This window comes from Citrobacter sp. wls706 (genome assembly GCF_005281305.1).
Classification (GTDB): Bacteria; Pseudomonadota; Gammaproteobacteria; order Enterobacterales; family Enterobacteriaceae; genus Citrobacter; species Citrobacter werkmanii.
Genome location: NZ_SZXG01000030.1, coordinates 302,164 through 315,580 on the forward strand (window position 1 = coordinate 302,164; position 13,417 = coordinate 315,580).

A 13,417-nucleotide genomic window follows, 5' to 3' on the forward strand; every position below is an offset into this window, starting at 1 on the left:
AAGTCTGTGAAAACGGTGCTGATAATATGCCTGGCAGGGGGGATACCCCTTAATACCCACTTATAAAGAATTTAACATTTGTATGAAAAGTGAATTTGAAAAAGTTATTTAAATTCATGATGTTAATTTGTTTTCTGATATCCCACTTAGGGGGTATGTGAAAATTTACCCTCATTTTTCATCCCTGCCTGCCTTGATCGTTATCAATTCTCACGCCCTTTCAGAGCGTTACCTTCGCTCTCAATCAAGCAATGTCGATTTATCAGAGAGCCGTCAGGCTCCTACAGGAGAAAACCGATGAGTAAATTCCTGGACCGGTTTCGCTACTTCAAGCAGAAGGGCGAAACCTTTGCCGATGGGCACGGCCAGCTTCTCAATACCAACAGGGACTGGGAGGATGGATATCGCCAGCGTTGGCAGCATGACAAAGTCGTGCGTTCAACCCATGGTGTAAACTGCACCGGTTCATGCAGCTGGAAAATCTATGTGAAAAATGGTCTGGTGACCTGGGAAACCCAGCAAACTGACTACCCACGCACCCGTCCAGATATGCCAAACCACGAGCCTCGCGGCTGCCCGCGTGGTGCGAGCTATTCCTGGTATCTCTACAGCGCTAACCGTCTGAAATACCCATTGATGCGCAAACGTCTGATGAAGATGTGGCGTGAAGCCAAAAAACTGCACAGCGATCCGGTAGATGCCTGGGCATCCATCATCGAAGATGCCGACAAAGCAAAAAGCTTCAAACAAGCGCGTGGTCGTGGTGGGTTTGTTCGTTCTTCCTGGCAGGAAGTGAATGAACTGATTGCCGCTTCTAACGTGTACACCATCAAAACCTATGGTCCTGACCGCGTTGCAGGCTTCTCTCCGATCCCGGCGATGTCGATGGTTTCTTACGCGTCCGGCGCACGCTATATGTCGCTGATAGGCGGTACCTGCCTGAGCTTCTATGACTGGTACTGCGACCTGCCACCGGCTTCTCCGCAGACCTGGGGCGAACAGACCGACGTCCCTGAATCCGCTGACTGGTATAACTCCAGCTACATTCTTGCATGGGGTTCTAACGTACCGCAGACCCGTACTCCGGATGCGCACTTCTTTACTGAAGTTCGCTATAAAGGCACCAAAACGGTAGCGATTACTCCGGACTACGCGGAAATCGCCAAACTGTGCGACCTGTGGCTGGCGCCAAAGCAAGGGACCGATGCGGCGATGGCAATGGCGATGGGCCACGTCATGCTGCGTGAGTTCCACCTCGATAATCCGAGCCAGTACTTCACCGACTACGTTCGTCGTTATACCGATATGCCAATGCTGGTGATGCTCGAAGAGCGCGACGGCTATTATGCTGCTGGTCGTATGCTGCGTGCAGCGGATCTGGTTGACTCTCTGGGCCAGGAAAATAACCCGGAATGGAAAACCGTCGCTATCAACAGCAATGGTGAAATGGTTGCGCCAAACGGTTCAATTGGTTTCCGTTGGGGTGAAAAAGGCAAATGGAACCTCGAGCAGCGCGACGGCTTGTCGGGTGATGAAACCGAACTACAGCTCAGTCTGCTGGGTAGCCAGGATGACATCGCGGAAGTCGGCTTCCCGTATTTTGGTGGCGAAGGTACCGAACATTTCAATAAAGTTGAACTGGAAAACATTCTGCTGCACAAATTGCCGGTTAAACGTCTGCAACTTGCCGACGGTTCTACCGCGCTGGTGACGACCGTTTACGATCTGACCATGGCCAACTACGGTCTGGAACGTGGTCTGAACGATGAAAACTGTGCAACCAGCTACGATGACCTGAAAGCGTATACGCCGGCATGGGCAGAAAAAATTACCGGTGTATCGCGCGCTCAAATCGTGCGCATCGCCCGCGAATTTGCGGATAACGCCGATAAAACGCACGGCCGTTCGATGATTATCGTCGGTGCGGGTCTGAACCACTGGTACCACCTCGATATGAACTATCGCGGCCTGATCAATATGCTGGTGTTCTGCGGCTGTATCGGCCAGAGCGGTGGCGGTTGGGCCCACTATGTCGGGCAGGAAAAACTGCGCCCGCAAACCGGCTGGCAGCCGCTGGCGTTTGCGCTGGACTGGCAGCGTCCGCCTCGTCATATGAACAGTACCTCTTACTTCTATAACCACTCCAGCCAATGGCGCTATGAGACGGTTACCGCACAGGAATTGCTGTCCCCGATGGCAGACAAATCCCGTTACAGCGGTCATTTGATTGACTTTAACGTTCGCGCTGAACGTATGGGGTGGTTACCGTCTGCACCGCAGTTAGGGACTAACCCGTTGCGTATCGCTGAAGAAGCGCAGAAAGCCGGCATGACGCCGGTGGACTACACCGTGAAATCTCTGAAAGACGGTTCTCTTCGCTTTGCGGCGGAACAGCCGGAAAACGGCAAAAACCATCCGCGTAACCTGTTTATCTGGCGTTCCAACCTGCTCGGATCTTCCGGTAAGGGCCACGAGTACATGCTGAAGTACCTGCTGGGTACTGAACACGGTATTCAGGGGAAAGATCTCGGCCAGCAGAGCGGCGTGAAGCCAGAAGAAGTGGAATGGCAGGACAACGGACTGGACGGCAAGCTGGATCTGGTGGTGACGCTGGACTTCCGTCTGTCGAGTACCTGTCTGTATTCCGATATCGTGCTGCCGACCGCAACCTGGTATGAAAAAGACGACATGAATACCTCGGATATGCATCCGTTTATTCATCCGTTGTCTGCCGCCGTTGACCCGGCCTGGGAATCGAAGAGCGACTGGGAAATCTATAAAGCCATCGCGAAGAAATTCTCTGAAGTGTGCGTGGGCCACCTCGGTAAAGAAACTGACGTTGTTACGCTGCCGATTCAGCACGATTCCGCCGCTGAGCTGGCGCAGCCGCTGGACGTGAAGGACTGGAAAAAAGGTGAGTGCGACCTGATTCCTGGCGTTACCGCGCCGCACATCATGACCGTAGAGCGTGATTATCCGGCAACCTATGAACGCTTTACCTCCATCGGCCCGCTGATGGAAAAAATCGGTAACGGCGGGAAAGGGATTGCCTGGAATACCCAGAGCGAAATGGATCTGCTGCGTAAGCTCAACTACACCAAGGCTGAAGGCCCGGCGAAAGGCCAGCCCTGGCTTAATACCGCCATTGATGCCGCCGAGATGATCCTCACCCTGGCGCCGGAAACTAACGGTCAGGTAGCCGTTAAAGCCTGGGCTGCGCTGAGTGAATTTACCGGTCGTGACCATACGCATCTGGCGCTGAATAAAGAAGACGAAAAAATTCGTTTCCGCGATATACAGGCGCAGCCGCGCAAAATTATCTCCAGCCCGACATGGTCAGGCCTGGAAGATGAACATGTGTCTTATAACGCCGGTTATACCAACGTTCATGAGCTGATCCCATGGCGTACGCTGTCTGGTCGCCAGCAGTTGTATCAGGATCACCAGTGGATGCGTGATTTCGGTGAAAGCCTGCTGGTTTACCGTCCGCCAATCGATACCCGTTCAGTGAAAGCGGTGATCGGCGAGAAGTCTAACGGTAACCCGGAAAAAGCGCTCAACTTCCTGACGCCGCACCAGAAATGGGGTATCCACTCCACCTACAGCGACAACTTGCTGATGCTGACGCTGTCACGTGGTGGTCCGATTGTGTGGATGAGCGAAGTCGATGCGAAAGACCTGGGAATCGAAGATAACGACTGGATCGAAGTCTTCAACAGCAACGGCGCGCTGACGGCGCGTGCAGTTGTCAGCCAGCGTGTACCGGCCGGGATGACCATGATGTACCACGCGCAGGAACGTATCGTTAACCTGCCGGGTTCAGAAATTACCCAGCAGCGCGGCGGGATCCACAACTCGGTGACCCGTATTACGCCGAAACCGACCCATATGATCGGCGGCTATGCGCAGCTGGCCTACGGCTTTAACTACTACGGTACCGTCGGTTCAAACCGTGATGAGTTCGTGGTTGTACGTAAGATGAAGAACATTAACTGGTTGGATGGCGAAGGCAATGACCAGGTACAGGAGAGCGTAAAATGAAAATTCGTTCACAAGTCGGCATGGTGCTGAATCTCGATAAGTGCATCGGCTGCCACACCTGTTCAGTGACCTGTAAAAACGTCTGGACCAGCCGTGAAGGTATGGAATACGCCTGGTTCAATAACGTGGAAAGTAAGCCTGGCGTCGGTTTCCCGAATGACTGGGAAAATCAGGAAAAATGGAAGGGCGGCTGGATCCGTAAAATCAACGGTAAACTGCAACCGCGCATGGGTAACCGTGCGCTGCTGCTGGGAAAAATCTTTGCTAACCCGCATCTACCGGGTATGGATGACTACTACGAGCCGTTTGATTTCGACTATCAGAATCTGCACACCGCGCCGGAAGGCAGCAAAGCGCAGCCGATTGCCCGTCCGCGCTCGTTGATTACCGGTCAGCGGATGGACAAAATTACCAGCGGTCCGAACTGGGAGGAAATTCTGGGCGGCGAATTCGAAAAACGCGCCAAAGACCAGAACTTCGAAAACATGCAGAAGGCGATGTACGGCCAGTTCGAAAACACCTTCATGATGTACCTGCCGCGCCTGTGTGAGCATTGCCTTAACCCGGCGTGTGTGGCGACCTGCCCAAGCGGTGCTATCTACAAGCGTGAAGAAGATGGCATCGTGCTGATCGACCAGGACAAGTGCCGCGGCTGGCGTATGTGCATCACCGGCTGCCCGTACAAGAAGATTTACTTCAACTGGAAGAGCGGGAAGTCCGAGAAGTGCATCTTCTGCTACCCGCGTATCGAAGCGGGTCAACCGACCGTTTGCTCCGAAACCTGTGTTGGCCGTATCCGTTATCTCGGCGTACTGCTGTATGACGCCGATGCGATCGAAAGCGCGGCCAGCACCGAGCACGAAAAAGATCTGTACCAGCGCCAACTGGACGTGTTCCTCGATCCGAACGATCCGGCAGTCATTGAACAGGCGCTAAAAGATGGTATTCCACTGAGCGTCATCGATGCTGCACAGCAGTCTCCGGTTTACAAAATGGCGATGGACTGGAAGCTGGCGCTGCCGCTGCATCCGGAATACCGCACGCTACCGATGGTTTGGTACGTGCCGCCTTTGTCACCGATTCAGTCTGCCGCCGATGCGGGTGAGCTTGGCAGCAACGGTATTCTGCCGGACGTTGACAGTCTGCGTATCCCGGTTCAGTACCTGGCGAACCTGTTGACCGCTGGCGACACTCAGCCGGTACTGTTGGCGCTGAAACGTATGCTGGCAATGCGTCACTACAAACGTGCGGAAACTGTTGACGGAAAAATTGATACCCGTGCGCTGGAAGAGGTGGGATTAAGCGAAGCGCAGGCACAGGAAATGTATCGATACCTGGCGATTGCTAATTACGAAGATCGTTTCGTGGTGCCAAGCAGCCATCGTGAACTGGCGCGTGAGGCATTCCCGGAGAAAAGCGGTTGTGGCTTTACCTTCGGCGATGGTTGCCACGGTTCTGATACCAAATTCAATCTGTTCAACAGCCGCCGCATCGACGCTGTTGATGTGACCAGCAAAACGGAGCCGCACCAATGATTGAACTCGTCATTGTTTCGCGTCTGCTCGAGTACCCGGATGCTGCCTTATGGCAGCATCAGCAGGAGCTTTTCGATGCACTCGCGTCATCTGAGAACCTGGATAAAGAGGATGCCCAGACCCTGGGCGTTTTCCTGCGCGATCTAACCGCGCAAGACATGCTGGATGTACAGGCCGCTTATAGCGAACTGTTTGACCGTGGCCGTGCCACATCGCTGCTGCTGTTTGAACATGTACACGGTGAATCCCGCGATCGTGGTCAGGCGATGGTTGACCTGATGGCACAGTATGAACAGCACGGTTTGCAGCTCGACAGCCGCGAACTTCCCGATCATCTGCCGCTGTATCTGGAATACCTTGCGCAGTTGCCGAAAAGCGAAGCGTTAGGTGGTTTACAGGATATCGCGCCGATTCTGGCTTTGCTCAGCGCTCGCTTGCAACAGCGTGACAGCCGTTATGCGGTGCTGTTTGATCTGCTGCTAAAACAGGCGAATACCGTTATCGACAGCGACAAAGTGGCTGAAAAAATTGCGGATGAAGCGCGTGATGATACCCCGCAGGCACTGGATGCGGTCTGGGAAGAAGAGCAGGTGAAATTCTTCGCCGATCAGGGGTGCGGCGAGTCGGAAATCTCCGCTCACCAGCGTCGTTTTGCCGGGGCCGTTGCGCCGCAGTATCTGAATATCACCACCGGAGGACAGCAATAATGCACTTCCTGAATACGTTCTTCTTTGACATCTATCCGTACATCGCGGGTTCTGTCTTTCTGATCGGCAGTTGGCTGCGTTATGACTACGGGCAATATACCTGGCGCGCGGCGTCCAGCCAGATGCTGGATCGCAAAGGGATGAACCTGGCGTCAAACCTGTTTCATATCGGTATCCTGGGCATTTTTGCCGGGCACTTTCTGGGCATGCTGACGCCGCACTGGATGTATGAGGCGTGGCTACCGCTTGAAGTGAAACAAAAGATGGCCATGTTCGCGGGCGGCGCCTCAGGCGTGATGTGTCTGGTCGGCGGCGTGCTGCTGCTGAAACGTCGTTTGTTCAGCCCACGCGTTCGGGCCACCACTACCGGTGCGGATATTCTGGTGCTGTCCATTCTGGTTATCCAGTGTGCCCTTGGCCTGCTGACCATTCCGTTCTCCGCTCAGCATATGGACGGTAGCGAGATGATGAAACTGGTGAACTGGGCGCAAACCGTGGTGACATTCCACGGCGGTGCATCTGAATATCTGGATGGCGTGGCGTTTATCTTCCGTATGCACCTGGTGCTGGGTATGACGCTGTTCCTGCTGTTCCCGTTCTCGCGTCTGGTGCACATCTGGAGCGTTCCAGTTGAATACCTGACCCGCAAATACCAGATCGTTCGTGCGCGTCACTAAGCGGTTATCTGTGTAAGATAAGACCCTGCTCCGGCGGGGTTTTTTTATGCCTGTTTGCCGGATGGCGGCGTAACCGCCTTATCCGGCCTACGCAGGCGTCAGCTCTCTGTATGCCTGATAAGCGCAGCGCATCAGGCCTATTGCGGGCACGTATCAAGGGCAGAATATAGGGCATTGCAGTTGGATTGGGTGTTGATGCTTTATGAAGTAATGGTGGTGGGGGAAGGATGACTCAGCGCTGTGCGCTTCGCCCTTCGGGTCGTTGCCTGCAGCAACGCTTTCTCGCTGACGCTCGAATCGAACCTTAGTCGAAGATTCTCATCCTTCCAGCATGGGCAGAATATAGGGCATTACAGTTAAATTGGGGGTTGATGCTTTATGAAGTGATGGTGGTGGGGGAAGGATGACTCAGCGCTGCGCGCTTCGCCCTTCGGGTCGTTGCCGTTGGCAACGCTTTCTCGCTACGCTCGAATCGAACCTTAGTCGAAGCTTCTCATCCTTCCCGCATGGGCAGAATATAGGGCATTGCAGATGAATTGGGTGTGTTGCTTTATGAAATGATGGTGGTGGGGGAAGGATTCGAACCTTCGAAGTCGATGACGGCAGATTTACAGTCTGCTCCCTTTGGCCGCTCGGGAACCCCACCAGGGGTATACTAATTTTATGAATCTACAGGAATGAATGGTGGTGGGGGAAGGATTCGAACCTTCGAAGTCGATGACGGCAGATTTACAGTCTGCTCCCTTTGGCCGCTCGGGAACCCCACCAGGGGTATACTAATTTTATGAATCTACAGGAATGAATGGTGGTGGGGGAAGGATTCGAACCTTCGAAGTCGATGACGGCAGATTTACAGTCTGCTCCCTTTGGCCGCTCGGGAACCCCACCACAGGGTAAATTCATTATGCTGCTTGCATTCTATAGCGGTAAGGATTATTCGTAGCTAAAGCTCCTCACCCTTCGGGCCGTTGCCTGCGGCAACGTTCTCTCACTATCGCTCGAGTCGAACCTTGAAGTCGATGACGGCAGATTTGCAGTCAGCTCCCTTATGATCGCTCGGGAACCCCACCACGGGGTAATGCTAATTACTGGCCTGCTTCCTTTGGAAGCGGGGCGCATCATATCAGATGATGCGCCCCTGTAAAGTATTCCGTTGATAAAAAAGAACTGGTTGCCTGATTTTTACGCGTTAAGATGTAAAGGTAACCAATTATATTATCAATCGATTACAGAATAATCGTTCGGTTACCGTAAACAAAAACGCGTTGAGCCAGAACCTGATACAGCGCGCGGCTTAATACATTTTTTTCAACGTCACGGCCGGCACGCATCATGTCTTCTGCGGTGTAGGTGTGATCAACGTGAATTACGTCCTGCATAATGATAGGGCCTTCATCCAGGTTATCATTCACATAGTGGGCCGTTGCGCCAATGATCTTCACCCCGCGCTCGTAAGCCTGGTGGTATGGGCGAGCGCCAATAAACGCCGGCAGGAATGAATGGTGAATATTGATAATCTTATTCGGGAAGCGTGAAACAAAGGTCGGCGTCAGAACGCGCATATATTTTGCCAGCACAACATAGTCTGGTTGGTGCGCGTCGATAGCATCGGCCATTTTCTGATCATGTTCATCGCGGGTTAAACCCTCGTGGCTAACCAGCTCAAACGGAATATCAAAGCGCTCAACCAAAGGACGCAGCGTCTCGTGGTTGCCGATCACCGCAGCGATTTCAACATCCAGTCCGCCATAATTCGCTTTCATTAACAGATCGCCCAGGCAATGTGCTTCCTTGGTGACCAAAATGACGATACGGCGGCGTCCTGCTGGCGTTAATTCACGAATAGATCCTTCGGGTAAGGCGCTATCAAGATCGGCAAGCAGCGTGACGTCGTTAAAAATGCCCTCCAGTTCGGTACGCATAAAAAAGCGCCCGGTACGGTGGTCCACGAACTCATTGTTCTGCACGATATTCAATTCATGCTTGTAACAGATATTTGTAATGCGTGCGATCAGACCTTTTTGGTCCGGGCAAATAGTACGCAGCACTTTTCGTTGTAATGAATGCATTTGCAGCGGTGATCCTGTTGAGAATGTTTGCAAAATTGATACTGTCGGGCGTTGACTAGCCGCAGCACTTCTTAAATTTTTTACCCGAGCCACAAGGGCAGGTGTCGTTTCGTCCAATTTGAGGGCGTGTACCGTCTATATAGTACCACTGACCGTTTTCTTTTAAAAAACGAGAGCGTTCAATAATGGCGCCAGTTTTTCCCTGTTCAGAAAACCGCGCGACAAAACTGACGTAGCCGATATTTTCTGAATCTACCGTCTGTTGCTCAAAAACGGTCAGTCCCAGCCATTCGGTATGCGTAAATCCTGCGATAATGTCGTCACGAAACGCAGCGGCATGGCAGTCCGCATGCCAGGTCTTGATAAGGTAATCTGCGTCTTTCATCACAAAAGCGCAGTAACGAGAACGCATGAGGTGTGACGGCGTAGGTGCTACTTGCGCGCCGGACACATAACGGTAGCAACATAGGCTATACTCGACAGCGCTACCACAGGGACAAAGCTGAGACACAAAGTACTCCCTGGAATAAAAAAACGGCGTAAAAACGCCACGGTGGCACTATGTTAACTGAGCGGTAGCGATGTTGCTACGTCTGCAAGCCAGGGGAAGTTTGTACGTACAATGAGAAAAATTAAAATTGGGCTGGCGCTAGGTTCCGGCGCTGCGCGCGGCTGGTCGCATATTGGCGTAATTAAAGCCCTTAAGCATATGGGGATTGATGTAGATATTGTGGCAGGGTGCTCCATTGGTTCGCTGGTTGGCGCGGCCTACGCCTGCAATAAATTGCCTGCACTCGAACAGTGGGTTTGTTCATTTAGTTATTGGGACGTCTTACGCCTGATGGATCTCTCGTGGCGCAGGGGAGGACTATTGCGCGGAGAACGGGTGTTCAACCAGTACCGTAATGTCATGCCGGTAGAATCGATTGAACAATGCACACGCCGCTTTGCAACTGTTGCAACCAATTTAAGTACGGGCCGGGAACTCTGGTTCACCGAAGGTGATTTGCACCTGGCTGTCCGGGCATCCTGCAGTATTCCTGGTCTGATGTCCCCCGTAGCGCATAATGGCTACTGGTTGGTCGATGGCGCGGTGGTGAATCCCGTGCCCGTTTCCCTGACGCGTGCGCTGGGCGCCGATATCGTTATTGCGGTCGATCTGCAACACGATGCGCACCTGATGCAGCAAGATTTACTCTCCTTCAACGTCAGTAGCGATGCTGCATCAGGTGATGGCGCTGACGAACTCTCATGGCATGGCCGTCTGAAAGAGCGTCTGAGCAACATTACGGCGAGGCGGACAGTGACCGCGCCGACGGCGATGGAGATCATGACGACCTCTATTCAGGTTCTGGAAAACCGTCTGAAACGTAACCGTATGGCTGGCGACCCGCCTGATATCCTGATTCAGCCGTTTTGTCCGCAAATATCCACGCTGGATTTCCACCGCGCCAGTGCAGCAATTGCTGCCGGGCAGTTGGCGGTTGAGAAGAAAATGGATGAGCTTCTACCTCTGGTGAAGACCAACGTCTAGGCACTTTTTATCAATACTTAAGTTAAATCTGACAGGCGTGAGTAGCAATAGCATGCCACTATTTATTAAAGCCAGTCAGGGGGGAGAATATGACGCAGCCATTGGTCGGAAAACAGATTCTTATCGTTGAGGATGAGCCGGTATTCCGCTCACTCATGGACTCATGGTTTTCCTCTTTGGGAGCGACAACAGCGGTGGCCGGCGATGGGCTTGAAGCACTGGACTTACTAGGTCACTTTACGCCTGACTTAATGATCTGCGATCTGGCTATGCCGCGAATGAACGGTCTTAAACTGGTTGAGTATTTACGCAATCGGGGCGATCAAACGCCGATACTGGTGATTTCAGCGACGGAAAACATGTCTGATATAGCCAAAGCGCTGCGACTCGGTGTCGACGACGTTCTTCTGAAACCGGTGAAGGATCTTAATCGCCTGCGAGAAACGGTTTTTGCGTGCCTGTATCCTAATATGTTCAATTCACGGGTTGAAGAAGAAGAGCGGCTGTTTCGCGACTGGGATGCCATGGTGGACGATCCTGCTGCTGCAGCTAAGCTGCTGCAGGAGTTACAGCCTCCAGTATCGCAAGTGATTTCACAATGTCGCATAAACTATCGGCAATTGGTTGCCGCCGATCAACCGGGACTGGTGCTGGATATTGCGCCGCTGTCGGATCACGACCTTGCTTTTTATTGTCTGGATGTCACGCGGGCAGGGGATAATGGCGTGCTGGCCGCATTATTACTGCGAGCCTTATTTAACGGCTTGCTGCAGGAGCAGCTGACGCAACAAAATCAGCGGTTGCCAGAGTTAGGTGCGTTATTGAAACAGGTGAACCATTTGCTGCGTCAGGCTAATTTACCCGGCCAGTTTCCTTTGCTGGTAGGGTATTACCACAGCGGGTTAAAAAACCTGATTCTGGTATCAGCAGGACTGAATGCGACATTAAATACGGGTTCCCATCAGGTACAAATCAGCAATGGCGTACCGCTGGGAACGCTCGGCAATACCTATCTTAATCAGTTGAGCCAGCGCTGCGAGTCATGGCAGTGCCAAATTTGGGGGGCGGGTGGTCGCCTGCGCCTGATGTTGTCTGCGGAATGAACAATTGAGCGGGGGAGGAATGAAATTGCTTCACCTCCCTCATGCTGCGAGTGCTACTATCAGCGCCAGATTTATTCGTATTTGTCTTAATTATACCGACGTGCGTCCTTTTCAGACCAGAGGCTTACCGCTGTACTGATATACTTGGATGCGATACAGATTGATGAACACGTTCAATACATGAACAGTCCAGGAGAGTTTTAAATGGCTGCTATTAATTCAAAAGTCAAAAAGGCCGTTATCCCGGTTGCGGGATTAGGAACCAGGATGTTACCGGCTACGAAGGCAATCCCGAAAGAGATGCTACCGTTGGTTGATAAGCCATTAATTCAGTACGTGGTAAACGAATGTATTGCTGCGGGTATCACTGAAATTGTACTTGTAACTCACTCGTCTAAAAATTCCATTGAAAACCACTTTGATACCAGCTTTGAGCTAGAAGCTATGCTGGAAAAACGTGTAAAACGTCAGCTGCTGGAAGAAGTGCAATCTATTTGTCCACCGCATGTCACTATTATGCAGGTACGTCAGGGACTGGCTAAAGGTCTGGGACACGCAGTATTGTGCGCGCACCCGGTTGTTGGCGATGAACCGGTTGCGGTTATCCTGCCAGACGTAATTCTGGATGAATACGAATCAGATTTATCCCGCGAAAACCTGGCCGAAATGATTCATCGTTTTGATGAAACTGGTAGCAGCCAGATTATGGTTGAACCCGTAGAAGATGTTACCGCTTATGGCGTAGTGGATTGTAAAGGCGTTGAATTAGCGCCGGGCGAAAGCGTGCCGATGGTTGGCGTTGTTGAAAAGCCAAAAGCTAATGTAGCGCCGTCTAATTTGGCGGTTGTGGGTCGTTATGTTCTCAGTGCGGATATCTGGCCTCTGCTGGCAAAAACGCCTCCGGGAGCGGGCGACGAAATTCAGCTGACTGACGCTATCGATATGCTGATTGAAAAAGAAACGGTTGAAGCCTATCACATGAAGGGCAAAAGCCATGACTGCGGTAATAAACTGGGCTATATGCAGGCGTTCGTTGAATATGGTATTCGCCATAATACCCTCGGCGCTGAATTTAAGGCCTGGCTGGAAGAAGAGATGGGTATTAAGAAGTAACCACCAGTAATTATCAGGTCAGAACGGTGCTGTTAATCCAGCGCCGTTTTTTTATACCTAATCCGGGTAGGGGCTATGCGAAGTACAGGTAAAAAAAATCCCGCCAGCGGCGGGATTTTAAGCAAACTATTTCTGAATTATTCCTTGATCAGGAAATCGTCCAGTTGCTTACCTTGTTCTTCCATCGCTTTTTTGATCACAGCCGGTGTACGACCCTGGCCAGTCCAGGTTTTAGTTTCACCGTTTTCGTCAACATAGCTATATTTAGCCGGACGCGCAGCGCGTTTAGCTTTGGTGCCAGATTTAACAGCAGCCATGCTATTCAACAGTTCGTTCGGATCAATGCCGTCAGCAATCAGCATTTCACGATATTGTTGCAGTTTACGAGTACGTTCTTCAACTTCAGCAGCGGCAGCGCTTTCTTCTTCACGACGCTCGCTAACTACAACTTCTAATTTTTCCAGCATTTCTTCAAGCGTTTCCAGAGTACATTCTCTTGCCTGCGCACGAAGAGTACGGATGTTGTTCAGAATTTTAAGTGCTTCGCTCATTGTAGTAATCTCAAACTTATATTGGGGGTGGTTTGTTGAGCTAATAATAGAGCGATAATTTCAGTTGTGCAATAGCCAGGAATGTAA

Annotated in this window: 10 protein-coding genes, 3 tRNA genes and 3 other RNA genes; 7 read left to right on the forward strand and 9 right to left on the reverse strand. The window is 51.9% G+C overall.

The window, feature by feature from the left end:
• Positions 1–297: 297 nt before the first annotated feature.
• Genes FDW92_RS09365 through narI form a run of 4 tightly spaced genes read left to right on the forward strand, consistent with a single transcriptional unit; the run spans position 298 to position 6,960 of the window.
• Positions 298–4,041 carry a nitrate reductase subunit alpha gene (locus tag FDW92_RS09365; protein WP_042307966.1) on the forward strand — a complete coding sequence of 1,248 codons (3,744 nt, stop codon included), beginning with the start codon at positions 298–300 and terminating at the stop codon, positions 4,039–4,041.
• Positions 4,038–5,576: a nitrate reductase subunit beta gene (gene narH, locus FDW92_RS09370; RefSeq protein WP_042307967.1), complete on the forward strand. Its 1,539-nt coding sequence runs from the start codon at positions 4,038–4,040 to the stop codon at positions 5,574–5,576. Before FDW92_RS09365 ends, narH begins: the two co-directional genes overlap by 4 nt.
• Complete coding sequence (gene narJ / locus FDW92_RS09375) at positions 5,573–6,283, forward strand: nitrate reductase molybdenum cofactor assembly chaperone (RefSeq protein WP_042307968.1); 711 nt, start codon at positions 5,573–5,575, stop codon at positions 6,281–6,283. The genes narH and narJ overlap by 4 nt, the downstream gene beginning before the upstream one ends.
• Positions 6,283–6,960: a respiratory nitrate reductase subunit gamma gene (gene narI, locus FDW92_RS09380; protein ID WP_038641116.1), complete on the forward strand. Its 678-nt coding sequence runs from the start codon at positions 6,283–6,285 to the stop codon at positions 6,958–6,960. The genes narJ and narI overlap by 1 nt, the downstream gene beginning before the upstream one ends.
• A 211-nt stretch (positions 6,961–7,171) precedes the next feature.
• Here narI and FDW92_RS09385 read toward each other — a convergent pair.
• The 8 genes from FDW92_RS09385 to FDW92_RS09420 all read right to left on the reverse strand — a co-directional run bounded on the left by FDW92_RS09385 (position 7,172) and on the right by FDW92_RS09420 (position 9,540).
• A non-coding RNA gene (locus FDW92_RS09385) (RtT sRNA) lies at positions 7,172–7,302 on the reverse strand.
• Positions 7,303–7,347: 45 nt separating this feature from the next.
• Positions 7,348–7,478: non-coding RNA, RtT sRNA (locus FDW92_RS09390), on the reverse strand.
• Between the two features lie 43 nt (positions 7,479–7,521).
• Positions 7,522–7,606 (reverse strand) — tRNA-Tyr (locus FDW92_RS09395).
• Positions 7,607–7,642: 36 nt separating this feature from the next.
• Positions 7,643–7,727: transfer RNA gene (locus FDW92_RS09400), tRNA-Tyr, on the reverse strand.
• A gap of 36 nt (positions 7,728–7,763) precedes the next feature.
• Positions 7,764–7,848: transfer RNA gene (locus tag FDW92_RS09405), tRNA-Tyr, on the reverse strand.
• A 33-nt stretch (positions 7,849–7,881) separates the two neighbouring features.
• Positions 7,882–8,019, reverse strand: a non-coding RNA gene (locus tag FDW92_RS09410) — RtT sRNA.
• A gap of 167 nt (positions 8,020–8,186) precedes the next feature.
• Positions 8,187–9,029, reverse strand: a complete 843-nt coding sequence (gene purU / locus FDW92_RS09415; RefSeq protein WP_003020737.1) for a formyltetrahydrofolate deformylase — start codon at positions 9,027–9,029, stop codon at positions 8,187–8,189.
• 55 nt (positions 9,030–9,084) lie between these two features.
• The gene (locus tag FDW92_RS09420; protein ID WP_042308037.1) at positions 9,085–9,540 is read right to left on the reverse strand and encodes a YchJ family protein; all 456 of its coding nucleotides are present in this window, start codon (positions 9,538–9,540) and stop codon (positions 9,085–9,087) included.
• A 111-nt stretch (positions 9,541–9,651) separates the two neighbouring features.
• Between FDW92_RS09420 and rssA the strand changes: the two genes are divergently transcribed.
• From rssA to galU, 3 genes are all read left to right on the forward strand, one after another.
• On the forward strand, positions 9,652–10,563 hold the full coding sequence (gene rssA / locus FDW92_RS09425) for a patatin-like phospholipase RssA (protein WP_042308038.1): 912 nt from the start codon (positions 9,652–9,654) through the stop codon (positions 10,561–10,563).
• Between the two features lie 89 nt (positions 10,564–10,652).
• Positions 10,653–11,666: a two-component system response regulator RssB gene (gene rssB, locus FDW92_RS09430; protein WP_038641109.1), complete on the forward strand. Its 1,014-nt coding sequence runs from the start codon at positions 10,653–10,655 to the stop codon at positions 11,664–11,666.
• A 204-nt stretch (positions 11,667–11,870) separates the two neighbouring features.
• Complete coding sequence (gene galU, locus FDW92_RS09435) at positions 11,871–12,779, forward strand: UTP--glucose-1-phosphate uridylyltransferase GalU (protein WP_038641107.1); 909 nt, start codon at positions 11,871–11,873, stop codon at positions 12,777–12,779.
• A gap of 137 nt (positions 12,780–12,916) precedes the next feature.
• Here the strand turns inward: galU and hns are convergent, their stop codons facing one another.
• Positions 12,917–13,330, reverse strand: coding sequence for a histone-like nucleoid-structuring protein H-NS (hns, locus tag FDW92_RS09440; protein ID WP_003020723.1), 414 nt, complete (start codon positions 13,328–13,330; stop codon positions 12,917–12,919).
• Positions 13,331–13,417 lie beyond the last annotated feature (87 nt).